25 protein-coding genes and 2 pseudogenes are annotated in these 24,638 nt (G+C 69.2%); 14 read left to right on the top strand and 13 right to left on the bottom strand.

All coding sequences use genetic code 11. The features are described 5' to 3' along the window. Window positions 1-52: 52 nt before the first annotated feature. A complete protein-coding gene (locus QMZ92_RS30735) occupies window positions 53-940 on the bottom strand; it encodes an ABC transporter ATP-binding protein (protein ID WP_283300846.1) in 888 nt (295 codons plus the stop codon). A 442-nt stretch (window positions 941-1,382) separates the two neighbouring features. Between QMZ92_RS30735 and QMZ92_RS30730 the strand changes: the two genes are divergently transcribed. Next, on the top strand, window positions 1,383-2,462 hold the full coding sequence (locus QMZ92_RS30730; protein WP_283300845.1) for a sensor histidine kinase: 1,080 nt from the start codon (window positions 1,383-1,385) through the stop codon (window positions 2,460-2,462). Beyond that, a complete protein-coding gene (locus tag QMZ92_RS30725) occupies window positions 2,459-3,061 on the top strand; it encodes a response regulator transcription factor (protein WP_283300844.1) in 603 nt (200 codons plus the stop codon). The genes QMZ92_RS30730 and QMZ92_RS30725 overlap by 4 nt, the downstream gene beginning before the upstream one ends. A 426-nt stretch (window positions 3,062-3,487) precedes the next feature. Here the strand turns inward: QMZ92_RS30725 and QMZ92_RS30720 are convergent, their stop codons facing one another. After that, window positions 3,488-4,228, bottom strand: a complete 741-nt coding sequence (locus tag QMZ92_RS30720; protein WP_283300843.1) for an alpha/beta fold hydrolase — start codon at window positions 4,226-4,228, stop codon at window positions 3,488-3,490. Window positions 4,229-4,318: 90 nt separating this feature from the next. On the opposite strand from QMZ92_RS30720, the gene QMZ92_RS30715 reads away from it, so the two are divergent. Next, window positions 4,319-4,861, top strand: a complete 543-nt coding sequence (locus QMZ92_RS30715) for a TetR/AcrR family transcriptional regulator (RefSeq protein ID WP_283300842.1) — start codon at window positions 4,319-4,321, stop codon at window positions 4,859-4,861. A 204-nt stretch (window positions 4,862-5,065) separates the two neighbouring features. Here the strand turns inward: QMZ92_RS30715 and QMZ92_RS30710 are convergent, their stop codons facing one another. From QMZ92_RS30710 to QMZ92_RS30700, 3 genes are all read right to left on the bottom strand, one after another. After that, complete coding sequence (locus QMZ92_RS30710) at window positions 5,066-5,485, bottom strand: hypothetical protein (protein ID WP_283300857.1); 420 nt, start codon at window positions 5,483-5,485, stop codon at window positions 5,066-5,068. A gap of 176 nt (window positions 5,486-5,661) precedes the next feature. Beyond that, the gene (locus QMZ92_RS30705; RefSeq protein ID WP_283300841.1) at window positions 5,662-6,939 is read right to left on the bottom strand and encodes a sensor histidine kinase; all 1,278 of its coding nucleotides are present in this window, start codon (window positions 6,937-6,939) and stop codon (window positions 5,662-5,664) included. Beyond that, complete coding sequence (locus QMZ92_RS30700; protein ID WP_283300840.1) at window positions 6,936-7,592, bottom strand: response regulator transcription factor; 657 nt, start codon at window positions 7,590-7,592, stop codon at window positions 6,936-6,938. Before QMZ92_RS30700 ends, QMZ92_RS30705 begins: the two co-directional genes overlap by 4 nt. Window positions 7,593-7,722: 130 nt before the next feature. On the opposite strand from QMZ92_RS30700, the gene QMZ92_RS30695 reads away from it, so the two are divergent. From QMZ92_RS30695 to QMZ92_RS30675, 5 genes are all read left to right on the top strand, one after another. Continuing rightward, the gene (locus QMZ92_RS30695) at window positions 7,723-8,235 is read left to right on the top strand and encodes a hypothetical protein (RefSeq protein ID WP_283300839.1); all 513 of its coding nucleotides are present in this window, start codon (window positions 7,723-7,725) and stop codon (window positions 8,233-8,235) included. A 14-nt stretch (window positions 8,236-8,249) separates the two neighbouring features. Beyond that, the gene (locus tag QMZ92_RS30690; protein ID WP_283300838.1) at window positions 8,250-9,470 is read left to right on the top strand and encodes an efflux RND transporter periplasmic adaptor subunit; all 1,221 of its coding nucleotides are present in this window, start codon (window positions 8,250-8,252) and stop codon (window positions 9,468-9,470) included. Further along, window positions 9,467-10,192, top strand: a complete 726-nt coding sequence (locus QMZ92_RS30685; protein WP_283300837.1) for an ABC transporter ATP-binding protein — start codon at window positions 9,467-9,469, stop codon at window positions 10,190-10,192. Before QMZ92_RS30690 ends, QMZ92_RS30685 begins: the two co-directional genes overlap by 4 nt. 11 nt (window positions 10,193-10,203) lie before the next feature. Next, entirely contained in the window at window positions 10,204-11,376 is a 1,173-nt protein-coding gene (locus tag QMZ92_RS30680) for an ABC transporter permease (RefSeq protein WP_283300836.1), read from the top strand. 211 nt (window positions 11,377-11,587) lie between these two features. Then, window positions 11,588-12,979, top strand: coding sequence for a M28 family peptidase (locus QMZ92_RS30675; RefSeq protein WP_283300835.1), 1,392 nt, complete (start codon window positions 11,588-11,590; stop codon window positions 12,977-12,979). A gap of 61 nt (window positions 12,980-13,040) precedes the next feature. Here QMZ92_RS30675 and QMZ92_RS30670 read toward each other — a convergent pair whose 3' ends face one another. Then, the gene (locus QMZ92_RS30670; RefSeq protein WP_283300834.1) at window positions 13,041-13,979 is read right to left on the bottom strand and encodes a GlxA family transcriptional regulator; all 939 of its coding nucleotides are present in this window, start codon (window positions 13,977-13,979) and stop codon (window positions 13,041-13,043) included. Window positions 13,980-14,175: 196 nt separating this feature from the next. Here QMZ92_RS30670 and QMZ92_RS30665 point away from each other — a divergent pair, with 196 nt between their 5' ends. The 4 genes from QMZ92_RS30665 (at window position 14,176) to QMZ92_RS30650 (ending at window position 16,015) form a co-directional block, all read left to right on the top strand. Then, a complete protein-coding gene (locus tag QMZ92_RS30665; RefSeq protein ID WP_283300833.1) occupies window positions 14,176-14,865 on the top strand; it encodes a DJ-1/PfpI family protein in 690 nt (229 codons plus the stop codon). An 84-nt stretch (window positions 14,866-14,949) separates the two neighbouring features. Then, on the top strand, window positions 14,950-15,270 hold the full coding sequence (locus tag QMZ92_RS30660) for a hypothetical protein (protein WP_283300832.1): 321 nt from the start codon (window positions 14,950-14,952) through the stop codon (window positions 15,268-15,270). Beyond that, window positions 15,267-15,734 carry a DUF2269 family protein gene (locus QMZ92_RS30655; protein ID WP_283300831.1) on the top strand — a complete coding sequence of 156 codons (468 nt, stop codon included), beginning with the start codon at window positions 15,267-15,269 and terminating at the stop codon, window positions 15,732-15,734. The genes QMZ92_RS30660 and QMZ92_RS30655 overlap by 4 nt, the downstream gene beginning before the upstream one ends. Then, window positions 15,731-16,015: a DUF3817 domain-containing protein gene (locus tag QMZ92_RS30650; protein ID WP_283300830.1), complete on the top strand. Its 285-nt coding sequence runs from the start codon at window positions 15,731-15,733 to the stop codon at window positions 16,013-16,015. Before QMZ92_RS30655 ends, QMZ92_RS30650 begins: the two co-directional genes overlap by 4 nt. Here QMZ92_RS30650 and QMZ92_RS36140 read toward each other — a convergent pair. After that, window positions 15,989-16,114 (bottom strand): annotated as a pseudogene (locus QMZ92_RS36140) (reverse transcriptase/maturase family protein); the annotation flags it as partial. The gene QMZ92_RS30650 and the pseudogene QMZ92_RS36140 sit on opposite strands and share 27 nt — an antisense overlap. 149 nt (window positions 16,115-16,263) lie before the next feature. Further along, the gene (locus QMZ92_RS30645; protein WP_283300829.1) at window positions 16,264-18,468 is read right to left on the bottom strand and encodes an ATP-binding protein; all 2,205 of its coding nucleotides are present in this window, start codon (window positions 18,466-18,468) and stop codon (window positions 16,264-16,266) included. Between the two features lie 130 nt (window positions 18,469-18,598). On the opposite strand from QMZ92_RS30645, the gene QMZ92_RS30640 reads away from it, so the two are divergent. Next, window positions 18,599-19,402: a nuclear transport factor 2 family protein gene (locus tag QMZ92_RS30640; RefSeq protein ID WP_283300828.1), complete on the top strand. Its 804-nt coding sequence runs from the start codon at window positions 18,599-18,601 to the stop codon at window positions 19,400-19,402. A 150-nt stretch (window positions 19,403-19,552) separates the two neighbouring features. On the opposite strand, the gene QMZ92_RS30635 is transcribed toward QMZ92_RS30640, so the two are convergent. From QMZ92_RS30635 to QMZ92_RS30615, 5 genes are all read right to left on the bottom strand, one after another. Next, complete coding sequence (locus tag QMZ92_RS30635; protein WP_283300827.1) at window positions 19,553-20,029, bottom strand: hypothetical protein; 477 nt, start codon at window positions 20,027-20,029, stop codon at window positions 19,553-19,555. A 149-nt stretch (window positions 20,030-20,178) separates the two neighbouring features. Continuing rightward, a complete protein-coding gene (locus QMZ92_RS30630) occupies window positions 20,179-21,036 on the bottom strand; it encodes an IS5 family transposase (protein ID WP_283300826.1) in 858 nt (285 codons plus the stop codon). 81 nt (window positions 21,037-21,117) lie between these two features. After that, window positions 21,118-21,522: a RacP protein gene (locus QMZ92_RS30625; protein ID WP_283300825.1), complete on the bottom strand. Its 405-nt coding sequence runs from the start codon at window positions 21,520-21,522 to the stop codon at window positions 21,118-21,120. Between the two features lie 3 nt (window positions 21,523-21,525). Continuing rightward, a complete protein-coding gene (locus QMZ92_RS30620) occupies window positions 21,526-22,407 on the bottom strand; it encodes a DUF6192 family protein (protein WP_283300824.1) in 882 nt (293 codons plus the stop codon). A 567-nt stretch (window positions 22,408-22,974) separates the two neighbouring features. Next, window positions 22,975-23,721 carry a hypothetical protein gene (locus QMZ92_RS30615; protein ID WP_283300823.1) on the bottom strand — a complete coding sequence of 249 codons (747 nt, stop codon included), beginning with the start codon at window positions 23,719-23,721 and terminating at the stop codon, window positions 22,975-22,977. A gap of 212 nt (window positions 23,722-23,933) precedes the next feature. Between QMZ92_RS30615 and QMZ92_RS30610 the strand changes: the two are divergent. Beyond that, a pseudogene (locus QMZ92_RS30610) lies at window positions 23,934-24,216 on the top strand (IS982 family transposase); the annotation flags it as partial. Window positions 24,217-24,638: the final 422 nt, after the last annotated feature.

Here is a 24,638-nt window from a genome sequence, read left to right as displayed (position 1 = left end):
GGCGGCTGGGCGCCGAATGCGCGGCGGATCCGGCCGGGGCCTCTTGGGAGATTCAGACGCCGCTGATCTTGCGGAAGACGTCGTCGAGCCGGGTCGGCCCGGCCTCGAGTTCGCGCAGTTCAGCTTCGTTGGCGTGCGCCCAGCCGAGCAGGATGTAGAGGTCGTGCGGCAGGTCGAAGGTCTCGATCAGGAACCGCCCCTCGCCGTCGCTCCTGCCCAGCAGCGGCAGATCCGCTGGTGCGGGGGTTGCCAAGGTGAAGCGGATCGTGGCCGGTAGGGTCCGGGTGAGCTCGGAGACAGTCCCTTCCTGGTGGAAGACGCCCTGGTGCATGAGCCCGATACGGTCGGCGTGCTGCTGCGCCTCCTCCAGATAGTGCGTGGTCAGCACGACGGTGGAGCCGTCCTCGCGCAGCTTGTCCACCGCCCGCCACAGGTCGTCCCGGGAGTGGATGTCCAGACCGGTGGTCGGCTCATCAAGGAAGATCAGCTCAGGTGTGCCGTAGACGGCGGTGGCGAAGTCCAGACGCCGCTTCTCGCCGCCGGAGAGCTGGGACACCTTGGTGTCGGCCTTGCGCCTCAGGTCGACGATGTCGAGCACGCGCTCGACCGTGTCGGTGCGCTGGGAGAGCGTGCCGATCAGTTGGACCGACTCCTTCACCGTCAGGTCTGACGAGAAACCGCTCTCCTGCAGCATGATGCCGATCCGGGAGCGCACTGCCCGCCGGTCCCGCGGGCTGCGGCCGAAGACGCGCACGGTGCCTGAATCGGCCGTGCGGTGGCCTTCCACTGTTTCCAGGGTCGAGGTTTTGCCGGCCCCGTTCGTGCCGAGCAGCGCGTAGAGCTCTCCTTTCTCCACCTGGAAAGACAGGTTCTTCACGGCGTGGAAGTCGCCGTAGCTGAGGTTGAGACGGTCAACGTCGATGACGGGTGTCGGGGTCATGGGTCGATTGCACGAGAGTCCCAGGCCGCCTGGTAGTGGCGTGGTGTCACTGCCGGTCCGTGACATTTCTGGGGGTGCCGGCATGACGTGGTGTCACTGGTGGCACCCGGGGAACCGGCGCGACACTTCGAGATCGACCAGTTGTTCGCTCCCGGAGAGGCGCCGCACATGCACACCCGGCCTCTGCTCGTTCCGTCGGTGGACGATATTGCAGCATATGTTCTAATTTGGCTCGTTCTTCTCGTCCACTACCTGGGGCCAGCCTTTACCCTGGCGCCATGGACTCCTGGCTCGAAGACCACCGGCGGCTGATGTGGACGGCCGCAGGCATGGTCGCGCCGAGCGCTCTCGCGATCCCAGTGCTCGGACCGCGGACCCGGCGGTGACATCGCACGGAGCCGGCGCCGACCTGGCCGAACGCCGGCAGGAAACCCGTGAACGAATGCGTCGGCTCAACGTCCTCATGATGATCGTCGCCACCCTGTCGGTGGGCACGTTGCTGATCGCGGTCGACGCTCGGACCTGGTGGCAGGCGGCAGTCCTGAGCACCGGTGTGATCGCAGCCTTCGTCGCCTCCGCACGGTGGACGGCGGTCGGCATCCCGCGCGTCGTCCGCCCCTGCCTGATCGTCACGGCAGCGGTGTGGATCGTCGGCGCGCTGGTAATGGACGCCCACACCGCGTTCTACGGCATCTGCGTCGTCGGCTCGCTCTACACGCCCAAGCTGCCGCGCCACCGTGTCTCGGCCGCCCTCGGACTCGTCGCCTTCGTCGCCCTCGTGGGCGCGGCCAGGCTCCTGATCGCGCCAGAAGACGTGACGGACCTCCTGCTCCGGTACGTCCTCATCCCGGTGGGGAGCACGGTAGTGGTGACAGGCAGCATGTTCGCCGGCCAGGTCTTCTACGACCTTGTCGAAGAGCTGGAAGATGCGCGGGAACGGGAGGCCGAGCTGGCCGTCATCCAGGAACGGATGCGGTTCGCCAGCGATCTGCACGACATCCAGGGGCACACCCTGCACGTGGTGAAACTGAAGATCACGCTAGCCGAGAAGCTGCTGGGGACCGACGTGAGGCGCGCGGAGGAGGAGCTACGGGAGGTACGCGCCCTCATCGGCGACACCATCACCCAGACCAGGGAGCTCGCCTACGCAAAGCGAAGACTCAACCTGTCCGCCGAGCTGGAGAACGCGAAGAACCTTTTTGAGGCCGCCGGAATCCATGTCCGGGTGGAGCGGGAGGCCGAGGTCGACTGGCGGGCCAACGAACTGCTCGGCCAGGTGCTGCGCGAGACGACGACCAACATCCTGCGCCATGCCCAGGCCACATACGTGAGGATCTTGCTCTCGGAGGGGGGTATCACCGTCCTCAACGACGGCGCGGGGCCCACGCCCTTGTCCGGTCTCAGTGGACTGTCCACGCTCAGGGAACGAGTGGCCGACAACGGAGGGGAGCTGACGGTGGAGAAGAGGGACGGGCGCTTCCTTACCCGCGCACACTTCCCGTACGGGAGGACCGAGACATGACGACGGTGGTGCTGGCCGACGACGAAGCACTCCTGCGCAAGGCCCTGGCGGCGCTGCTGGCCCTGGAGGGCGGGATCACGGTGCTCGCCGAGGTACAGGACGGCGAATCCGCGATCCGGGCGACACTCGAACACCGGCCCGACGTGCTCGTCATCGACCTCGAGATGCCCGGCGTGGACGGCCTGGGCGCGGTCGCCGAGATCCGCCGTGCCCGGCCCGAGCAGGTGATCCTTATGCTGACCCGGCACGCCCGCCCCGGCGTGCTGCGCAAAGCCCTGAAACTCGGCGTCCAAGGCTTCGTCGGTAAGTCAGCAGAGCCCGCCCACATCACGTACGTGATCACAACCCTGCACGCGGGCAAGCGGTGGATCGACCCCGACGTCTCCGCGCTCGCCGTCGTCGACGACTGCCCCCTTACCGACCGTGAGCTCGATGTTCTGCGCGGCACCCGCGACGGCTACTCCGTCGCCGACATCGCCACCCGCCTGCACCTGGCTGAGGGCACCGTACGCAACTACCTGTCGAACGCCATGCAGAAGACCCAGACCCGAACCCGCCACGAGGCGGCCCGCTACGCGTGGACACACGACTGGCTGTGAGGGCGTTCCGGCCGGGACGTGTCGCGGGGGTCCCGGTATTTCGCAGTGGTTCGCCGTATGGCCTGGTCGGAGGCATCGTCGCGAGTGTAGTTGACCTCTCAGTGAAACGGCGGAGGCGTGCTTCCGGACTGCAGCGTCGATCCGGACCTCGATCTCCAGTCGCTGAGTTGCTGTTCCTGGTGCTGTCTCCTCCCGGCATCGGTGACCGACCGTGCAATCTTTGGCGGAGCGAGATCGATGAGTGGACGTCGCTTACGGCGTTGGCCGTCCTTCCTGGCGCGGAGGAGTTGGAGGGTGAGGTCGAGCCCCCTCGATTTCGCCGGCTCACCCTTCGGCCCGGGACCGGACTGAGTCACCGCCATCACGGTCCCGCCCTCACGTGCGAGCGGCCTCGTCATCGCAAGGAGGCTGCTCACTACCCGGATGTCATGCGGTCCCCCAGAACCGGTTCAGCACCTCCGCGCCCCGATCGGGGTCCTGCTGCATCCAGTAGTGCGTGAGGTGGTCCAGTTCCACTGCCTGCGCCCCGATTCGCCTAGCCATGTCCAGGTCCATTGCAGGCTGGGCCATGGGATCGCCAGTCGGGATCAGGACGAGCCCCGGCGCCGGAGCGGGGCGGTCGAAGCTCTGGCCCCAGTCGGTGTGGAAGTTGGGCCAGGCCGAACGGTAGAGGGTCAGGATGGCCGTGCTCATCTCCTCGTCGTGGACGCTGTCGACTTCTGCCGCCAGTTCGGCGCTCATCCCTCGGGGGCGGAGGAAGTCACCGAAGCTGGGACTGCCAGGAGTCTGCGTGCGCAACGAGGCGAGCAACTCCTCACCGTCCGGGCTTTTCTGGAAGAGGGTCGCCGCCTCGTGCCACTGATAGTCGGGGTGCCAGCCGTGGGCGACGTCGGACACCCAGCTGCGCACCGGAACCTCGTAGGCGGAGACGATCCGCATCACCAGGTGCGCACCCCAGTCGTGGCCGACTAGGTCGACGGGCTCACCGAGGGCTCGCAGCTCGTTCGCCAGCCAGGCGGCGTATGCCTCCTTACCGTCCAGGTGAGCCGGGCGAGGGCTGCCGAATCCGGGCAGCCGCAGGGTTGTGGTGGGGCGGTCGATCCGCTCCTGGAGCTTGTTCCAGACGGAGGGCGTCTCGGGCACTCCATGGATCAACACGACGGTCATGACCGCTCCCGGCAAGGTTAAGTGGATTAGCTATCCACTTCACTCTAGCACCTGCCTGATAGGCTATCCACATAGATTTCGAGGAGGGCCATGAGAGCCGACGCCGCACGCAACAGGCAGAGGATCTTCGAGGAGGCCCACAGTGCCATCATTCGTGGGGAGATCACGCTCACCCTCAACGAGCTCGCACGCAAGGCTGGAGTGGGCGTGGGGACGGTCTACCGGGTCTTCCCCACGCAGCGGGCCATGCTGGAGTCCGTCCTGACCGAGGCGGTCCGAGAACTCATCGATGCCGCGACCGCAGTCGGCAGACACCCCGACCCCATCAAGGCCCTTGTTGACTTCCTCCGCACGGCACTCCTGGCAGCCATGGCCCAACCCGGCCTCACTGACGTTCTGATCACGGGGTCCGACGAGACGGACTCTTTGCACCGGGCCAAGACGGAGCTGGTCGAAGTCACCTCTCACCTGCTCGCTCGTATCAGCCCGCTCCCTACCCTCACCGGCGAGAACCTGCTCAAGCTCTTGTGCGGACTGATTCACGCTGTCAGTGAGCACCCTGCGGAGCGGCAGGGTGCAGCGATCGACAACTACCTCGGCATCCTCCAGGTCGGCCTCGCGCCCACCCCCTGACGGCCACATCCGGGGGTGGGGCCCGAACCTGGTGATGGGGCCGGAGGCCGCATTGTGCTTCGGAGTATGACGGGCCCATGGATGTCCGCCAGTTGCCACATTGGCTTGGGACGCGGAGACCGCTGGCCGGGTGATCGTACGGTGACCGGGGCGGGCCCGTGACCGCCCGTCAGCGCTGCACGGAAAGTGATCCGGAACCAGGTTTCAGCCGCGCCGACATGTGCAGCCGAGTAGGGAGGCGGCAACTGCTCGGGCAGCGCGACCGTCAGATGCGAGAGCCGCTGCGGTGTCGCGGCCTCCCCGGACCTGAGCCGCAATCAGGAGTTCTTGCCGACCAACGCGATCAGGCGGCCGACCGAACGGATCGGCGACGACCAGCATGCTCACCCCTTGTAGCGTTTCAGGCAGTGCACTACCTCGCGCTTCCCTCTTCCTTCGGCGGTGCACCGCTCCGAATTGATGCGGGTGGGTTCGTCCTGTCGCATGGAGGTGACACGATGCGGAGCAAGGCGCGTTGGTCTGTCTGTCCCCGCCCTGGTTGAGCGGGCGATGCCGGCTCTGGCCCGAGGACTGCTCGACGGGACTGACGCCGCTGAGCGCGGCGAAGGAAGCAGCGCTGCCCAGTCGCTCAGGTCGTCGCCGGCTACGATCGACAGGGCCGCTGCGCTGTCCGGCCCGATCTCAGAGGGACTGTGCTGTGCCGCCTGGCACTTCTGGTTCGGATCTCGCTGGTCGCGGAGCCCACGCCTACCACTGCGGTGTAGACCTTGCGTGGCCCCGTCCGCGCCCGTCGCCCGGTTTCACCGGGCGCCGTCTGTGTCGCCCGCCCTGGTCCCGTGGGAGCCGCCGCGGGACGGGGGCGGGACCCAACGGGGGAGGGAGGCGGTGACGATGAGCCCGCCGTGCTTGCGTGGAAGCGCCGTGACCTCGCCGCCGTGGGAGCGCGCGATGGCCCGGACGATTGCCAGTCCGAGGCCCGAGCCCCCCTCGGAGTCGGTGCGGTCCGCTGCCAGACGCCGGAAGGGCTGGAAGAGCGCCTCCACGTCTTGGTCCGCGACCACGGGGCCGGTGTTCTCGACCGTAAGAGCGGCGCCGCCGTCCGGGGCGGTGCCGGTGGCGAGGCGGACCCAGCCGTGCGGCCCGTTGTAGCGGACCGCATTCTCCAGCAGGTTGTGGATGATGCGCTCCACCATCACTGCGTTGCCCGAGGCGACCGCCGGCCGTATCTCCAGCCGCAGACCGATGCCTGCCACCTCCGCCTGCGGCCGGTGCAACTCGGCGGTGTGACGAGTGAGCGCGGCGAGGTCGACGGGCGTGCAGTCGGCGACCCCCGCCTCCCCCTTGGACAGGGCAAGGAGGCCGTTGATCAGGCGTTCGTTGCGTTCGTTGACGGTGAGCAGGGAGACACCCAGGCGCCGGGTGTCTTCGGTGGCCGTCCTGCGGCGCAGGGCCACCTCGATGAGGGTGCGGTTGATGGCGAGAGGCGTGCGCAGTTCGTGGGAGGCGTCGGCGATGAAGCGCTGCTGGTCCCGGAAGGACTTCTCCAGGCGCCCCATCATTGTGTCGAAGGTGTCGGCGAGCCGGGTGACCTCGTCGCGGGGACCGGTGAACGCCAGCCGCTCGGCGAGGTCGCCGCGGGAGGTGATGCGCTGCGCGGTCTGCGCGATCCGGTCCAGGGGGCGTAGCACCCGGCCGGCCATCAGATAGCCGAAGAACGTCGCCACGACCGTGAGTACGCCCAGCGCGAGGGCGCCCTGGCGCAGCAGGGACTGCAGGGCCACGGCCCGGTAGCTCTCCTCCAGCTCACGCAGTCCGGTGCTGTTGGCCGCCTGGCTGGCGCGGAGGTCCTGCGCGAGGGGGTCGAGTGAGGCTTCGGGCACCGGGGTGATCCCGCCCTCCCTGGTGACATACAGGGCCCCCGCCGCCTGGAACCGTTCGGCCAGCCCTGCTTCGAGCAGCAGGTAGGTCACGCCGAGCAGAATCACCCCGCATGCCATGAACAAGGTGCCGTACAGGAGCGTGAGCCGGATGCGGATGGGCGGCTGCGGCAGTCGCACCGACCGCGCGAAGAGCCTCACAGGATCCGGTACCCCGCGCCCGGGACGGTCAGGATGACCTGCGGCTGCCCGAGCTTCTTGCGCAGTTTCATCACCGTCACGCGGACGACGTTGGTGAAGGGGTCGATGTGCTCGTCCCATGCCCGCTCCAGCAGCTCCTCGGCCGAGACGACCGCTCCGTCCGCCCGGAGCAGTTCCAGAAGGACGGCGAACTCCTTGCGTGCCAGAGGCACGTGGCGTCCGTCGCGGTAGACCTCGCGGCGAGCGGTCTCCATCCGCAGCCCGGCTCGCTCGTAGGAGGGCGGGCCCGCAGGCCGGGCGCGGCGGGCCAAGGCGTGCACGCGGGCGACGAGTTCCTCGAAGGCGAACGGCTTGGGGAGGTAGTCGTCGGCGCCCAGGGCGAGACCGTCGATGCGGGAGGGCACGTCGGAGGCGGCGGTGATCATCAGGACCCGGGTGCTGCCACCGGACTCCATGACGGCCCGGCACACCTCGTCGCCGTGCACCACCGGCAGATCGCGGTCCAGCAGGAGCACGTCGTAGTCGTGCACGGACAGGTGTTCCAGGGCGGAGTCGCCGTCGTGCACCAGGTCGACGGCGAACGCTTCCTCGCGCAGTCCCTCGGCGAGAGCGTCGGCCAGCATGCGCTCGTCCTCGGCGATCAGCACTCTCATGCCGCACAGGATGGCAGAGGCGCGGATAACCGGAACGTAAACACATCCGGTTACGCCGGGGATACCGGGCCCCACCTCTACTGGTCCCCGACGCCGGGAGACGCCTGGCACGGAAGAGATTGTTGAGCGCATGCGTACCACTTCGCGTACTCGCTGGGGCCTGCTGGCCGCCATACCGCTGATGAGCCTCATGCTCGCCGCCTGCGGGGGCGACAACGGCGGAGACGACAGCGTCGCCTCCGCAGGCGGTGACAAGCAGAAGGGCGATCAGCAACTCACCCCCGCCGAGAAGAACAAGAAGTACACCGCCTGCCTCGCCGAGCGAGGTGTGGCGCCGGTCGGCGGAAAAGCCGGCGAGGACGCGCCCGAGCAGACCGCCTCCCCCGAAGAGGTGGAGGCCGCGCTCGCGGCGTGCAAGGAGTTCGCACCCACCGCGCAGGACATGCAGGACAAGCCCGACGCGAAGCAACTCGCCCAGGCACGCGAGTACGTCAAGTGCCTGCGCGCCAACGGCTACGACGCCCCGGACCCCGACCCGGAGACAGGTGGCCTGCCGGTCGACCAGAACGCCATGAAGGACATGGACAAGCTCCGGGCCGCTGCGGAGAAGTGCAAGGACGTCAACCCCGCCTCCCAGCGGTGACGGGCGGCGACGGGATGACACACACACCCGGCACCACCGACGACCGGCCGGACCACACCGACCGCCTCCCCACTCCGGCGAATCCAGCGCAGACACCCGCACACAACCCGCCGGACACGTCTCCCGACAACACGCCGCAGGGGCCGCCACGCAACCGCCGCCCCCGCACCGTCGTCGCCCTCGTCGCGGTTGCGGTCGCGGTCGTGCTGGGTACCGCCGGCGTGGTGGTGTACGGCGCCGGCGACGACGGCGGGAAAACCGACAAAGGCAGCGGCCTGCCACCGGCGACCGCCACCGTGACCCGCTCCGACCTCGCCCGCCAGGACACCGTCACCGGCAGCCTGGGCTACGGCGACAAACAGCCCCTGCTGAGCGGCGCATCGGGCACCGTGACCTGGATGCCGAAACCCGGCACCACCGTCGCGCAGGGCCAGAACGCCTTCAAGGTAGACGGGCGGCCCGTCCCCCTCATCTACGGCGACACCCCGCTCTACCGCGCACTGCGCCCCGGAATGAAAGGCCCCGACGTTGCCGAGGTGGAACGTGCACTGGCCGCCCTCGGATACACCGGCTTCACTGCCGACGAGGAGTACACCGACAAGACCGCGGCGGCTGTCAAGCGCTGGCAGAAGAAACTCGGCGTGCCGCAGACGGGCACAGTCGAACCCGCCGGCCTGGTCGTCGCCGGCGACAAGATACGCGTCACCGGCCACGAGGTGAAGCCGGGCGAGCCCCTACGGCCCGGCTCACCCGTCCTGACGTACACCAGCACCGGCCGACTGGTCGTCATCGACCTCGATGCCAAGAAGCAGAACCTCGTGCGCCGCGGCGACGGGGTGGCCGTCGTCCTGCCCGACGGGGCGCGGGCGGCTGGCACCGTCACATCCGTCGGCAAGGTGGCGAGCACCGAGTCCGGCGGGGGCGGCCCGGGAGGGGACGACGGCAGGACCGTCATCAAGGTCACCGTCCGGATCGACGACAAGGACAAGGACAAGCTCGGCAGCTACGACGGCGCGCCCGTCGACGTGGAGATCACCGCCGAGAAGAAGAAGGACGTGCTGACCGTGCCCATCTCCGCACTCCTCGCCCTGTCGGAGGGCGGCTACGGCGTCCAAGTCGTCAAGGGCTCCGTCACCACCACCGTCGCGGTGAAGACGGGAATGTTCGCCAACGGCCGGGTCGAGATCACCGGCGACGGACTGAAGGCGGGCGACAAGGTCGGGGTGCCGCGATGACCTCCACCGTCGTGCGCCTTGACCGCATCACCCGCTCCTACCCCGGGGGCGTCACCGCCCTCGACGGCGTCAGCCTCGACATCCGCCACGGCGAACTGGTCGCCATCGTCGGCCCCTCAGGGTCAGGCAAATCGACCCTCCTCAACATGATCGGCAGCCTAGACCGGCCCGACCACGGCACCGTCACCGTCGACGGCCACGACGTCGCCACCCTCGGCGACCGGGAACTGTCCGCGCTGCGCGCGCTCCACATCGGCTTCGTCTTCCAGCACTTCCACCTCACCGCCGGCGTCCGCGCCCTCGACAACGTCGCCGAGGGCCTGCTGTACGCGGGCATCCCGCTCGCCCAGCGCCGTGTCGCCGCCCGGACAGCCCTGGAACGGGTCGGCCTCGGGCACCGCGTCTACCACCGGCCCCACGAGCTGTCCGGCGGCGAGAAGCAGCGCGTCGCCATCGCCCGCGCGCTGGTGGGCGGGCCGAGCCTGCTCCTCGCGGACGAGCCGACCGGGGCCCTGGACTCCCGTTCCGGAACCACCGTGATGAACCTGCTGCGTGCCCTGAACGCCGAGGGCACCACCGTAGTGATCATCACCCACGACCGGGAGATCGCCGCCTCCCTGCCCCGCCAGGTCCACGTGCGCGACGGACGCATCGTGCACGACTCCGCGCCCGGTTCCGAGCAGAGCGCCCCCGTCGGCACCCAGGCGGTGTCGCCGTGCTGAAGGTCTCTCGTATGAACACGCGCGACGTCGTCCGCGTAGGAGCCTCTGGACTGCGAGCCCGCCCGCTGCGGGTCTTCCTGTCCGCGCTCGGCATCGCCATCGGCATCGCGGCGATGATCGGCGTCGTGGGCATCTCCACCTCCAGCCACGCCGAACTGCAGCGCACCCTCGACCGCCTCGGCACCAACCTCCTCACCGCGGCCCCCGGCCGGACCTTCAGCGGCGGCGAGGCCAAGCTCCCCGAACGCTCCATCGACATGGTCGGCCGCATCGCCCCGGTCGAGTCCGCGACCGGCACCGGCAAGGTCAAGGCGTACGTCTACCGCAACGACCGCATCCCGGCCGCCGAGAACGGCAGCATCAGCGTCCGGGCCACCCGCCTCGACCTCCTGGACACCGTCGGCGGCACACTCGCCCGCGGCAAGTGGCTCAATCCCGCCACCTCCAGATATCCGGCCGCTGTGCTTGGCGCAGGCGCCGCCGACCGGCTGGGCATCGGTAGCATCAGCCCCGACTCCCAGGTATGGCTGGGCGGCCAGTGGTTCAGCGTCGTCGGCATCCTCGACGAGGTGGCCCTGGCACCCGAGCTTGACGACAGCGCACTCGTCGGCTGGGACATCGCCAAGCGGCACCTCGCCTTCGACGGACACCCCACCACGCTCTACGTCCGCACCACCGACAGCGCCGTCACAGCGGTGCGCGAGGTCCTCGCCGCCACCGTCAACCCCGAGGCACCCACCGAAGTGCTCGTCAGCCGCCCCTCGGACGCCCTCGCCGCCAAGGGCGCCACCGACGAGGCCTTCACCGGCCTGATGCTCGGCCTCGGCGGGGTCGCCCTCCTCGTCGGCGGGGTGGGCGTGGCCAACACCATGGTCATCTCCGTCCTGGAACGCCGCGCCGAGATCGGCCTACGCCGCGCCCTGGGCGCACGGCGCGGCAACATCCGCACGCAGTTCCTCGCGGAGTCCCAGCTGCTGGCGGGCATCGGCGGGATCGCCGGAGTCGTCATCGGGGCGGCCGTCACCGCCGTCTACGCCCTCTCCCAGGGCTGGCCGGCCGTCGTCCCAGCCTGGGCGATGGCCGGCGGCCTGCTCGCCACCCTCGCGATCGGCGCCCTGGCCGGCCTCTACCCGGCCGTACGGGCCTCCCGACTGCCCCCGACCGAGGCGCTGTCCGGGGCCTGATCCCGGCACACGCCACGGCTCTCTCCTTTCCCGCCCCCGAGCGGGCTCACCGGGAAATCCCGTTTCCCGGGGCCCGCCCTGCGTCCCCCGCCCGATCCCACACTCTTCCATCAGTGACCGGAAGGAACGCTCGATGACATCGCCGCACTCGCATCAGCAGCCCCAGGGGATGTCCCGGAGAGGGGTGCTGGGCGCGATAGCTACCGGCCTCGTGGCCCCGACAGCCCTCGGCGGGCAGGCGTACGGTGCCCCACCCTCCTGCCCGCCTGAGGAGGGCGCGGGCGAGCGGGTGCGGCAGCACCTGCGCGTACTGGACGCCGTCGCCGCCCGGCATGGCGGCGACCGGGCGGCCGGCCGGCCCGGCTTCGAGTACTCCGCCCGCTACGTGGAGCGCCGGCTGCACGCGGCCGGCCTGCGCACCCGGCGTCAGCCCTTCGGCTACCCCCGTACGGACTTCGTACGCGACACCGTGGAGCAGACCCGCCCGCAGCGGCGCGAGGTGACCCACTTCCCGGCGCATGGCTTGGCGGCATCGCCCGACGGCGGACACATCGGTGAACTCGTCGTCCCACGCGACCCGTTCGGCGACGCCGCAGACAGCTGGGAGGGGATCGACGCCCGCGCAAAGGTGGCGCTGCTGCAACTGCGCCCGAACACGCTGCGCGGCGCCCGGCAGGAACGCCGCACGGGCTGCCACGCAGGAGGCGGACCGTCCGGTCACCAGCGGATCGCGGACGGCCAGACCGCAATGGCCCGCCGGGCCTTGGTCCACGCCCGCGCCGCCGGCGTCTCGGCGGTGCTGTTCTACCTCGACCAATTCGACTTTCTCATCGGCCTGTTCTTCGACGCCCCCGGGGACACCGGACTGCCCCCGGCTGCCGTCGTCCACTCCAGTGCCGCCACCGCACTGCGGCAGGACATGGACGCCGGGGGCGCGACAGTGCGTGTCGATCTCGAACTGCAAGAGCGCCGGGTCGACACCTTCAACGTCCTGACCGTCCCGCCGGACATCACCGCCCCCCGCCATCTCTTCGGAGCCCACCTCGACAGCGTCCCGGCGGGCCCAGGCATCGACGACAACGCCTCCGGCTCCGCGCTCCTGCTCGACCTCGCTCTCTCCCCGACCGCCCGCGCCGGACGCCCCGCCCAGTTCTGCTGGTGGGGCGGCGAGGAGGACGGGATGCGCGGCTCTCGGCACTTCGTCGCCACCGAACCGCTCGAACCCGTCCGCGGCTACTTCAATACCGACATGGTCGCTGCCCCCAACTACGTCATCAGCGTCTACGGCGACGGCCCGCAGCGCCACTACACCGACCACCTCGACGCCATCGGCCGACCCTGGCTGGAGGGCCCGGTCGACGGCATGTCCGACCAAGTCCCCTTCCTCGACGCCGGCATCCCGGTAGCCGGGATCGACACCGTCAACAGCGCCCCCGCGCGCCTCAAGGACGACCACGAGGCCGCCGTCTTCGGCGGCGTCGCCGGCCAGCCCTTCGACCCCCAGTACCACACCCCCGGCGACACCCTCAGCAACATCAGCACCACAGCCCTGGGCATCTGCACCACCGCCTCCCACGCCGCACTCCGCGCCACCACCCGGTAACCGCCCGCCCCGAGCGGCATAAGAGTTCTCACAGATGACCATTCAGGAGAATGATCACGAGTCAGCTGAAGGTGCGCCGGTAGGTTTGCGGGCTGACGCCGGTGGTGCGCTTGAAGCGGTCGCGGAAGGCGGTGGGCGAGCCGAACCCGACCTGGTGGCCGATGCGCTCGACGGAGTGCTCGGTGGTCTCCAGCAGGTGTTGTGCCTGGCGGATGCGGGCCCGGTGGAGCCACTGGAGCGGAGTGGTTCCGGTCTGGGTGCGAAAGCGTCGGATCAGGGTGCGGGTGCTGGTTCCGCACTGCGCGGCGATGTCGCCCAGGGTGAGGTCGCGGGCGAGGTTCTCCCGCAGCCAGGCCAGCAGCGTCTCCAACTCGGACCCCTGCGGGGGGAGGGCATGGTCGTGGACGATGAACTGAGCCTGTCCGCCCTCGCGTTCGAGCGGCATCACGGAAAGACGGGCGGCATCGGCGGCGACGGCCGAGCCGTAGTCACGACGGATCATGTGCAGGCACAGGTCCATGCCGGCGGCAGCGCCCGCCGAGGTGAGGAACTGGCCGTTGTCGACATAGAGCACGTCCGCGTCGACGGTGACGTCCGGGTGCAGGGCGGCCAGTAGGTCTGCCGCACTCCAGTGGGTCGTGACGCGCAGCCCGTCGAGAAGGCCGGTGGCCGCGAGGGGAAACGTGCCCACGCACAGCGAGGCGATCCGCGTCCCGGACGCGGCGGCCGACCTCAGAGCATCGCGTACGGCAGGAGGGAGCGGGGCCGTGGGGTCGGCGATTCCCGGCACGACGATCGTGTCCGCGTTCTTCAAACCCTCCAGGTTCCACGGCGCGCGCAGGGTGAAGGCGCCGGCGTCGATCTCGTCGCGCTCTGCGCAGACCCGCAGCTGGTAGCCGGGCCGCCCGTCGGGCAGACGGGTCCGAGTAAACACCTCGATCGGCGTGGACAAGTCGAACGGGATCACCCGGTCCAGCGCGAGAACGGCGACGGTGTGCATGGCGGGAACCTACCTGTTCGGAACACGGCGAACCCCGGGCCAGGATGCCAGTGTGCCCATGTGACAGCAGTTTTGACGCCTGTAGAAGAGTATGGCAATTTCCCGTTGAGATATGTCACTCGTGCCACTGGGCGATCGAGTCCGCAGCCGGTTGGCTTCACCACGACGCAGCAAACCGATCCCGGAGGAACGACCCATGCACGTCCAGATCAGCCTGTTCGACGGCTTCGACCCGCTCGATGTCATCGCCCCCTACGAGGTGCTGTACGCCGGCGGCACGGCCTCGGAGGGCGCAGTGAGCGTGGAACTGGCCTCCGCGGAGGGGCCTCGCGAGGTGATCAGCGGTACCGGGGGGCTGGTACTGCGCGCCACCGCCGCACTCGACCCGGAACGTGCGGACATGATCCTGGTGCCCGGAGCCTCCGGCCGTGTCGGCGAACCCGGCGAGGTCCCGGAGGAGGGAGCGGGGAGCGGTGAGTGGAAGCAGAACGAGTCCATCCCCGTGCTGCTCGGCCGCACGCTGACCACCGAGTTGCCCGCGCTCCTGAAGCAGGCGATGGACGCCCCGGACGTGACCGTCGCCACAGTCTGCGGCGGCTCGCTCGTCCTGGCCATGGCCGGCTTGCTGGAGGGGCGACACGCCACCACGCACCACACGGGCCTGGACATGCTGGACGCCACCGGAGCACACGCGGTACGCGCCCGTGTCGTCGACGACGGCGACCTGATCACCGGCGCCGGCGTCACCTCCGGACTCGACCTCGGCCTGTACCTGCTGGAACGCGAGATCGGCCCACGCATCGCGCACGCCGTCGAGGAACTCTTCGCCTACGAGCGACGCGGCACTGTCTGGCGCGCCAAGGGCCCCACCCCAGCCACCTTCTGAGCCCCTTTCTGAGCCCCTGGCCCGCACTCACCGACGCGGGGCCGTCCCTCACGCCTGTATCGCATCGCAAGAAAGAGCATCACCATGTCCGTTGAAGGCACCTGGAACCTGTCCGTCTCCACCCCCATCGGCAAGATCAAGGCCGTGGTGGAACTTCGCAGGCAGAACGACGGCACCCTGACCGGCGTCGCTCACGGAACCGGCGAGGAGGTACCACTCAGCGACATCGCACTCGACGGCGGCCGGCTCACCTGGAAGCAGGCCATCACCACGCCCATGCGGCTCAACCTGGCCTTCGACGTGACCGTGGACGGCGACACGCTCAACGGCACCTCCAAGGCCGGTCGCCTCCCGGCCTCGATGGTCACCGGCGAGCGCCGGCCGGCCGTGGAGCACCAGGCGTGACCAAGATTCTGCTGTCCCTGCACGTCCTGGCCGCCATCCTGGCCGTCGGCCCCGTCACCGTCGGTGCCAGCATGTTCCCCGGGACGCTGCGCCGTACGGCCAGAGACCGGGACGGCACCCGCACGACCCTGCAGACGCTGCACCGCATCTGCAAGGTCTACGCCGGCATCGGCATCGCGGTCCCCATCTTCGGCCTCGCCACAGCCAGCAGCCTCGGAGTCCTCGGAGACGCCTGGCTGATCACCTCGATCGTGCTGACCGCAACGGCCGCCGGCGTCCTAGTCCTGCTGATCCTGCCCGGCCAGGACCGTGCCCTGACCGACACGGCGAGCCCGGCCGAAACGCCGTCGCTGGCGCACGAAACTGCGAGCCGTCTCGCCTTGGCCACCGGCATCTTCAACCTCCTCTGGGCGACTGTCACCGTCCTCATGATCATCCGCCCCGGCTCGACCACAGGAGCATGACCATTCCTCCGCGTTCACCGCGCCACCTACGCCTCGCAGCTCACGCCGAGCTGATCTCCCTGATCGTGATGCTGGCCAATGTGTTCACCATCCATCTCAAGCCCATCTCGTCCGTGATGGGCCCCATACACGGCTGCGCATACCTGTTCGTAGTGATCGCAACATGGCGCCTCAAGCCTGCCCCGGCCGTCAACATCGCGGCCCTCGTGCCGGGCGTCGGGGGGCTGCTCGCGCTGCGGCTGCTCGACCGCGGCGATGCGGCCGTAGGTCAGCAGACATGACTGCGAGTTGAACGTCTGTCGCTGCAGTTCCTCACACGGCAGACCACGACGGCCGCGCTCACGCAGGACACCCAGCACCGTTTCGGTGCTCTGCGCCAACAGCCCCGCTGTGATCACGATCGTCCTCGGGGTTGTCTGAGGTCGGCCTGCGGGAACGGCCGACCTGATGAACCCGATTCTTGCCACCCCCCTCGGGGGAGACCATCGGACACCGACCGGACACCGCCGGTACGGGAGTACGGCCGAGCTCAGCCTCGCCCGGATACGGTGTCGGCACGCCGGACGAGCTCCCGGAGCCGCTCGCCCAGCTCATCGGCGTCCAACGAGGCTGCGACAGACCTCGCCACGCTCTCCCACCACTTCGCCGTCGCCACGTCACCGAGGTCGGCCGCCAGGGCCGCGGCCACGCCCGCCAGGTGTGCCTGCGGTCGGTGCCCGTCCTGTTGGGGGGCCAGCTCGCCGGCGACGGCGAGCATCACGGCCGCGTCGTCCAGGCGTCCTTCGCCGCGGGCGGCATGCGCGCACTCAACAAGGACCGCGGCCACCGAGAACCCGCTGCCCAGCTCCTGCGCCGTGGCTGCGGCAGTTCGCCAGTGCTGCGCCGCCGCGGACCGGTCACCGCGCAGCAGCGCGCCGTCCCCGCAGCCGATAGGTACGTGCACGGCTGCCCACACGTCGTGTTCGACGTCGAGGCGTTCCTTCACGTGGACCTCGGCCCTGGCCAGCAAAGCCCCCGAACGATCGAAGTCCTCCAGGCGCAGTGCCGCCGCCGACGCGAAGATCGCCGCCTCCGCGGCCAGGGAGGCGTCATCGATCCGTTCGGCCAGCCGCATTGCCCGTTCCGCGGTGGCGAACAGGTCCGCGGCGACGCGGTTGAACCCGGCGCGTGCCACCAGCCAGCGAGCCCGGCCCCGCTCGCTCAGGACGTTCTCGTGCAAGCGGTCGGTCCAGGCGAGGCCCTCGTGGGTGTGCCCGGTCATCCACAGCGGCAGCCATATCGACCACAGCAGCTCGGCGGCGTCGTCGTGCCGACCGGCGTCGACGAGCTGGTCGAAGCCGAGTCGGAGCACGTGGCGATCGACCTCGACCTGCTCGACCGCCGTCATGTCGCCGCGGCCCCGGATCCGCACACCGTGTTCACGCGCCGCCCGAAGGGCCCATTGGGCCACGCCTCGACGGGCCTGTTCCAGGTCGGACGGTTCGAGCGTCTCAAGCGCGTACCGGCGGACCGGTTCCAGCAGCCGGAACCGCGTGACCAGTCCTGCGTCGTCGCCGCGGGTGACCAGGGAGTGTTCGATCAGCTCGGCGAGCGCACCCATCGCACCCGCCGCGTGCGGCGCGGCTATCGCGTCAACGAGGTTGAGGGAGAAGCTGCCCGGGATCATGGCGAGCCGGGGGAGCAGCCGCCGGGCTTCAGGGTCGAGCATCCGGGAGCTCCACTCGATGGTGGCAGCCATGGTGCGTTGCCGTGCGGGCAGGTCCCGCGGTCTGGCCACGGGCAGATCCACCAGCTGATCACCCCGTTCGAGCAGCGCCCGTGGCCCGAGTCGGGCGGCCGCGGCGGCCAGGAGCTCGATGGCCAGTGGCAGTCCGTCGGCCCGCCCACACAGCTCCGCGACGGCACCCTCGTCCGCGCTCCCGGCGGGCGGTGAAGCGCCGGCGGCGGCCAGCCGCTCGCCGAAGAGCCTTACTGCGTCCGCCTGTCCGAGAGTGGCGATGCGCACCTCACGTTCCCGGCGTACCCTCAGCGGTACGCGGCTGGTGGCCAGGACCACTGCATCGGGGGACGCAGTCAGCAGCTCGATCAGCTGTGGGCCGCAGGCTGTCACGCGTTCCAGGTTGTCGAGCACGAGCAGGGCCGACGTCCCGGCGAGGTGCGCGGCGAGATCGGTCACCGTGTCGGCGTGGGATCCCGCGGCGCGGGCCATGACGGCGACGACGTCGTCGGGGTCGGTGACGTCGGTTAGGTCGGCGAAGTACACGCCGCCAGGATGATCGGCGGCCACCACATCCGCGACCACCAGCGCGACGGTGGTCTTGCCCACCCCGCCCGGACCTGTGAGCGTCACCAGCCTGCCCGGCGTGCCGCGAAGAGCGGCGACGATCTCGGCGACCTCGTCGTCCCGCCCGACCACCGGGACGGCCGGAGGCGACGGCGAGCGGGTCGTCAACGTGCGGAGCGGCATCTCGAGGGCCTCGTCCCCTGCCCGGCCCAGGGCGGACAGCAGCGCCATGCGGTCGGTGTCACGGAGCTGCAGCGCAGAGGCCAGCGACCGCACCGTGTGCGGCTGGGGCTGGGTCCGCCGCCCGCGTTCCAACGCGCTGACCGCGTCAACGGACAATCCGGCGGCAGCTGCCAGTTCCTGCTGGGTCAGCGACCTCGCCTCCCGCAGGTCACGCAGCATGGCCGCGAAGCCACTCGTCTTCCGCGCCCGTTCTGGCGAATCGTTCACGAGATCGATTATGCCTTCCAGGGCCGGGGCGGTGTCCGGGCGGTGTCCGGGCGGTGTCCGATTGTCGGGCAGCCCCCCGATGTTCATGCTCGACGGGGACAGAACGAATCAGAGCTAGGAGATCGACAGCATGCTCCCCCAGGCCCTCCAGGCACTGCGCGAGGCGATCAACTCCCATATCCCGGAGCGGATCGCCGACTGCTTCACCGACGACTACGTGGCCGAACGACCGCTGCGGCCGGCCGAGGGATTCATCGGTTCCGACCAGGTCGCCGCGAACTGGACGAAGATCCTGGCTGGGCTGCCCGACGTGCGGGCCGAGATCCTGCGCCACGCCCAAAACGGTGACGAGCTGTGGTCGGAGTGGGAGTGGCAGGGCACCGCCCCGACCGGGGCGACGGTCGTACTACGCGGCCCGGTGATACTCACCACCCGCGACGGACGGATCGCATGGGCCCGGTTCTACCCCGACCCAGTCACCGCGGACAACCCGACCCACACCACCGTTTCCCGTGTGCTGGACGCCCCGGCCGAACGGATCTTCGCGGTGCTCCGCGACCCCCGCCGTCACCCCGAACTCGACGCCACCGGCCTCCTGCGGCACGCCGAAACCTCCCGCCCGGTCGACGGCGTCGGCGATACCTTCGTCATGGCCATGCACAACGACGAGATGGGCGACTACCGGATCGAGAACCACGTCGTGGCCTTCACCGAGAACCGGGTCATCGCCTGGGCCCCCGGCCAACCGGGCCAGCGCCCGGCAGGTCACCGCTTCACCTGGAAGCTCACCCCGACCGACGACGGCCACACCGAGGTGACCCAGACCTACGACTGGACGGCTGTCACCCACCCGGCAGAGGTGCCTCGCCTGCCGGTCGTCTCCGCCGACGCACTCGACGGGTCGTTGATCCGTCTGGCTGCCGCGGTGGCGTAAGAAGCTGTGTCACATCCTCTTTTCGCAGGTCACAGCATTGTCCGCGCCGTGGTGACTCTGCTGACCGTTCGGTTCGGCGTCGTTGGACGGGCATCCGAACGGCAGCCGAGGACTCAAGTTCCACCCCCAGCGCCGGAGCCTGCTGCTTCGTCAGGGCGCGGGCAAGCTATCCGCGCCGAGGTCACCTCGAAGATGCTGTTCGAGGGCAGCGCGCGTGCGCTCATGCTCGTCCTCAAGGCGGGCATACGTGGGATCTTGCCCGGCGTCATGCACCAGCGATCCGTCGTTCTCCAGAAGACCCCCTTCGATCGTGTGCGAATGAAGGTTGAGCGCTGCAGCGGTCGCGGCCTTCCAAAGGTCGCGCACTTCCGGTGAAGCGAACAGGACGATGCGGGCATCAAGCTGCTTGCGGAGCTCCCAGTCCTCGGCATTCCTCGGGCCGTACCAGCGATCTTCCAGATATGAGACCCGTCCGCTCAGGTTGGTGAGCAGATCGAGATACAACTCTGATCGACGGTCCCTCAGGTCCTCGTCACGAGCCAGGCGAGCTTGCTGCCGCGCCTGCCAGAAGGCAACCCCGAAGCCGCCCGCGAGGGCGAGCACCCCTCCGAGCACGGTCTGCCACATGTGTCCCCCATCTCACTGGATCGGTCCCGGGGACACTAGGCGAACGGTGTGCACCGCACAACGTCCTGCGCTTTGTGCTCTTTCCGCTGGTCACCGTGCCGTGAAGTGGGGCGGTGATGCTGGACATCCGAACGGCAGGGGACGGATCTTCAGGCGGCTGCCGCAAGGGTGGCCGAGGCCGCCTCGGTGCGGCGGAGGTGTCGGGCCAGGCGGCGGGACATGAGGGTGATGAACGCCCACTGGATGTGGGCTTCGGCGTGGGACATCAGACGTTCGTAGTCCCTCGCGTTGCGCCTTGCCCGCATAGTCCACGAGTTACTCCGTTCCACCACCCACCTCTTGGGCAGCACGACGAAGCCTTTGGCGTCCTGGGGACGGGGAACGACCTTGATGGTGATGCCGAGGGTTTGCTGGGCCCAGGTGGTGAACTCCTCGCCTCCGTAGGCGTTGTCGGCCCAAACCAGGACGATTTCGGGGTGCTCGGCATGGAGCCGGGTGAGCAGGATGCGGGCGGCGGCGCGTTCCTGGACGTCGGCGGGGGTGACGAGCAGGTCGACCAGGAGCCCGTCTTGGTCAACGATGAGATGCCGCTTCCGGCCGTTGATCATCTTGCCCTGATCCCATCCCCTCGTGGCGTTCGACACGGTTTCCGCGCCTTTCACGGACTGGGCGTCGATGATCACGCGGACCGGCCAGGGGCAGCGGCTGCTGCGCAGACGCAGACGGCGGCGGAGCTGGTCGAGGATGCGCTTGAGGACGCCGGCCTTCGCCCAGCGGGCGAAGTATCCGAACACGGTGCGCCAGGGGATGCCGAAGTCCGCGGGCAGCGCCCTCCATTTCGCCCCGTTGTCGGTGATGTAGCGGATGGCGTCGACGACGCGGCGCCGAGGCCACTTCTCCGGGGCCCCGCCCTGCGGGGTCTGGCAGGCCGGTGTGGGCAGCAGTGGCTCCAGCAGGAACCACTCCACGTCGCTGGTGTCGGAGGGGTAGCGGTAGTTCGTCAGCATCACGGGGTTGGGGCCGCGATCTGGGGGTCAGGAGCCAACTGCGGTGCGGTCGCGGCCCACCTCCTGCCTTCCTGCTCTGCTTCACTCCAGGTTGGCCAGCAGCTGAAGGGTGGACTCGATCGCGCCCATCTGGGCCATGACGGTGCGGATATAGGGGTCGCCCGGGGTCTTGGTCTGATGCGGGAGGAGGGTCCCGGCGATGAAGTTGGCGACGCGGGGGTGCACGGCGCCGAAGAAGGCCCGCTCGTAGCCGATCCACACCTCCGGCGCGTCGTCCAGCAGCCGGTATCCTCTGTCCCAGGTCACCGGCGGCAGACCGCACGCGGCGGCGACCTGGCGCAGGTGCGCGAGCCCGGTATGGATCTGCGCGCGGGTGCGTTCGGTGGCGGCCATCAGCTGGGTGATGGTCAGTCCGGCGGGGCGGGCCTCCTGCAGTGCGCTGAGGATCGCTTCGGCGTGGACATGAGCGGGGACTCCCCGCCCCATCGCCTACTCACCCGAGCCCTTCAGCAGCCTCATCAGCTGCTCGTCCAGGTCGAACTCGCCGCGGGTGACGGCGTTCTCGATCCAGTCGGCCGCGGCACGTACCCGGGCAAGGCCCCGGCCGATGGTGTCGCGTTCGGCGTCGTCGTAGTGTTCGCCGCGTAGGTTGGGGACGATCCTGCCGGCCGTGGTGACGAACTGCGCGCAGGCCGCGACCAGGTCCATGAACTGGGCGCTGTGCTCCATGCGCTGCAGTTGCGGGGCTGCCTCCTGGTGCACGAACTGGGCCTGCTGGCGGAACCGGTCGAACTGGGCTTCGTTGACCGCGTGCCGGGCGGTGTCGTCGGCCATGGCCTTGTCGGCGACCGCCGGACGGCGCAGGAAGTCGGTGGTCACCACCGCCGCAACCGCGTCGTCGGTGGCCAGGTCGTGGATCGCTTCGACCTTCTCCTGGACGCTCTCCGGGGAGTCGACCTTCCAGCCCACCACCCGCTTCGCGCTGTCGTGCGACCACCGGGCCTGCCCACCAGGCGAGTTGGGAGGGGGGTTGTTGACCGCCTCGAAACGTTCCTGCTCATCGGGAATCCTGGCCAGGATCTTGTGGATCGTGTGCGAGACGTCCGCCCGCCGGCGCTCCTTCGGCCAGCGCGAGGACACCCACCGGTAAGAGCGGACCGTCGTGTAAGCCAGTCCCACGTCTTCGGCGAACATCCGGAGGGCCTCGCTGACCGTGAACAGGTCGTCCTTCCCGGACGGATTCGCACCCCCATACGAACGCATCGGCTCGATCTCCACAGCCGCATCCCCGAGCCGCCACTGGGCACTGCTCATCGTGGCCACCCAGTCCCGCCCCAGCTTGACCAGCTCGTCGTAGCGTTCCCGGGTCACGCTCCCGATCATCGCGGGCATCCGGACATCACCCCCGGCGGACCCGGGTGCGGCACCTTGTCCATGCCGTCAACTTGCCCCGGCAGGCCGTCACTCCGCACCATCCAGCCGACTCCAGGCACCTGCCAGGGGCGCACGGCCCCGCGGTGAAGCACGATGACAGCCGCCGAATGCGCGGTCTCACAACCCGCTGTCTGCCGCGCGCCGCCTGTGCCAGGCCCGTTTGCGGCAGGCGGGAGAGCAGTACGTTGCCGAGACAGGATGTTCGACCCCGACCGTCCACGACGTGCCGCACTCCCGGCAGTTGGACGTCACGCCGGCCGTCACCGCCTCGGTCCTCGCCCGCGCCCGCCGCATCCGCCGCCAGTGCCGCGACCGGCACGCGGACGAGCAGAACACGGCCGTCGCCTTCACTCCCGGCATCAGGGGACCACCGCACCCACGGCACAGCCGCGGACCGATGTCGCCGTCCGCGACCACGACCAGCCTCAGCCGGGGCACCCCGTCCCTGCCCATACGAGCACCGTACGAAGAAGAACCCGCCGTTGGGAGTTCCCCACCACGACGCTAGCCACGGTTCGAGTCATAGCCCCACCGAGCCCGGCCGTCCCTGCCCATGAAGCATTTGGCGGGACGTCCGTCCTCAGCGATGCCGAGTGCGCCGACGGGGGAGCAGGCGTATCCAAACTGGATGCCCACCTGGCCGTCGAAGTCCTGGCCGCCCGTCCCGTCGTTGTCGTCTGGCTCCGCTTCTTCCTCTTCCTCTGTCGATGGGGCGTCGGGTTCGTCTGCTTCCTTCGTCTCTGGGACGTCAGGTGGTGTGATGGACTCGGTCGCCGCTGCGGTGGGCTCTGAATCAGACGACAGAGAAGGGGCAGGCGATGCAGCCGGCGGCGTGGTCTCATCCTGGTTTGGTGGCTCGCTCGGTGCGAAAGCGCCGGCCGCGACGAAGTAGACCACCGTCAGAGCGGTGACCAGCCAGACCGCGGCCGGCTTGCCACCAGTGCGGACATTCTCCGTGCGCGGAGTACGGACACCAGCCAGCACACCGCCCCCCAGCATCAGCGTCAGCAGCACCATCCAGATGGCAACGCCATTCCCCCCGCTGTAGCCGTATGCCACCGTGCAGATCACCGCTACGAAGGAGACCGCCGCGAGGACGGCGTCAGCAAATGAACGCTGACGTACCGCCGACCAGGCAAAAGGCGCCCAGGAGAAGATCCCTAGCGATACCAGCGGCACAAGCACCCGGCCCACACAGCGGCGCGCGTAGCGCGGTATCGGCACATCTGTCAGTGGCGGTGGTGTGAACACGTGTCTCCCCGAGGATCGCGGTGGTCGGGGCAACGCTCCCGCCAGCACTTTTGCCCGTCAACGTAACGAAGACGGCAGACCTCTCAAATGGCAGACACCAATCTGTTACTCACCGTGGGACCCGGGCGACCAGCCGGGCCCTGGACGAGGTCTTGGCATGTCGGCATCAGACACAGCTTCTAAGACAGCCAGAGGACTCGGACACGGTCCGCCACTGGATCATCGACTCGACCCCGGTGGAGTGCGGCCGCTCGCGGCCCACGGTGAAGCGGTCGGACATGGACGGCTTGGCCGGATACGGGTACTGCGCCAGCCATTCACGGTTCCTCTGGGAGGTGTGCTGTACCTGGTGTGTGCCTCGACCAGCATGCCGATGCTGTGGGCCCTGGCCAACCCCAAGCTGGACAAGCGCGATGTGCTGATGGCGATGCCGGATCGCGAGCCGGGCCGGCCACCGGCCGGCCCGGCCTGCTGTTCATCGCGGAACCGTCGTTCTGAACAACGCAGTCGCATCGGCGACAGCCGCCGACTGGGCAAGCCTGTGAATCTCCCCGGGATCTCACCGGGCAGGGACGAGGTCTGACTGCGGTAGGAATCCGACAGCGGTCGGACTCCTACCGCAGTCGTGGTTACGTCGCAGAGGACGTACGCCGCTCAGTGGCAGCCGTTCCTGTCCGGGTGAAACACCACCTCGCCTAACCTGCCTGTTTCACTTGCCGCGGTGTCCGGATCTTGATCCGAAACGCGAAAGTGCCCTCTGAGCTGGGAAGATGAGGCTTGTCGAAGGTCTCTGTCATCCCAGCAGGAAGGCACTTTCTGCGTGCACACTACCGCCTCGCGCCCCAAGCTCGTCGTCTCGGCCGACGGCCACGGTGTGGTCAGCCATGCCGGGTCCCGTCTGCTGGCCGATCTCGCTG

The organism is Streptomyces sp. HNM0645 (genome assembly GCF_030056615.1).
In the GTDB taxonomy this organism is placed as follows: domain Bacteria; phylum Actinomycetota; class Actinomycetes; order Streptomycetales; family Streptomycetaceae; genus Streptomyces; species Streptomyces marianii.
The sequence above is the reverse complement of the archived record's forward strand: the minus strand, read 5'-3'. Positions and strand labels throughout refer to the sequence as shown.

Bases quoted from the DNA above. Each gene is read 5' to 3' on its own strand.
- QMZ92_RS30685 (WP_283300837.1), top strand. From the start codon at position 9,467: ATGACCTCCACCGTCGTGCGCCTTGACCGCATCACCCGCTCCTACCCC.
- QMZ92_RS30690 (WP_283300838.1), top strand. From the start codon at position 8,250: ATGACACACACACCCGGCACCACCGACGACCGGCCGGACCACACCGAC.
- QMZ92_RS30650 (WP_283300830.1), top strand. From the start codon at position 15,731: ATGACCATTCCTCCGCGTTCACCGCGCCACCTACGCCTCGCAGCTCAC.
- QMZ92_RS30630 (WP_283300826.1), bottom strand. From the start codon at position 21,036: ATGCTGACGAACTACCGCTACCCCTCCGACACCAGCGACGTGGAGTGG.
- QMZ92_RS30700 (WP_283300840.1), bottom strand. From the start codon at position 7,592: ATGAGAGTGCTGATCGCCGAGGACGAGCGCATGCTGGCCGACGCTCTC.
- QMZ92_RS30725 (WP_283300844.1), top strand. From the start codon at position 2,459: ATGACGACGGTGGTGCTGGCCGACGACGAAGCACTCCTGCGCAAGGCC.
- QMZ92_RS30670 (WP_283300834.1), bottom strand. From the start codon at position 13,979: ATGCACACCGTCGCCGTTCTCGCGCTGGACCGGGTGATCCCGTTCGAC.
- QMZ92_RS30660 (WP_283300832.1), top strand. From the start codon at position 14,950: ATGTCCGTTGAAGGCACCTGGAACCTGTCCGTCTCCACCCCCATCGGC.
- QMZ92_RS30640 (WP_283300828.1), top strand. From the start codon at position 18,599: ATGCTCCCCCAGGCCCTCCAGGCACTGCGCGAGGCGATCAACTCCCAT.
- QMZ92_RS30730 (WP_283300845.1), top strand. From the start codon at position 1,383: ATGCGTCGGCTCAACGTCCTCATGATGATCGTCGCCACCCTGTCGGTG.
- QMZ92_RS30715 (WP_283300842.1), top strand. From the start codon at position 4,319: ATGAGAGCCGACGCCGCACGCAACAGGCAGAGGATCTTCGAGGAGGCC.
- QMZ92_RS30720 (WP_283300843.1), bottom strand. From the start codon at position 4,228: ATGACCGTCGTGTTGATCCATGGAGTGCCCGAGACGCCCTCCGTCTGG.
- QMZ92_RS30665 (WP_283300833.1), top strand. From the start codon at position 14,176: ATGCACGTCCAGATCAGCCTGTTCGACGGCTTCGACCCGCTCGATGTC.
- QMZ92_RS30680 (WP_283300836.1), top strand. From the start codon at position 10,204: ATGAACACGCGCGACGTCGTCCGCGTAGGAGCCTCTGGACTGCGAGCC.
- QMZ92_RS30625 (WP_283300825.1), bottom strand. From the start codon at position 21,522: ATGGGGCGGGGAGTCCCCGCTCATGTCCACGCCGAAGCGATCCTCAGC.
- QMZ92_RS30735 (WP_283300846.1), bottom strand. From the start codon at position 940: ATGACCCCGACACCCGTCATCGACGTTGACCGTCTCAACCTCAGCTAC.
- QMZ92_RS30635 (WP_283300827.1), bottom strand. From the start codon at position 20,029: ATGTGGCAGACCGTGCTCGGAGGGGTGCTCGCCCTCGCGGGCGGCTTC.
- QMZ92_RS30695 (WP_283300839.1), top strand. From the start codon at position 7,723: ATGCGTACCACTTCGCGTACTCGCTGGGGCCTGCTGGCCGCCATACCG.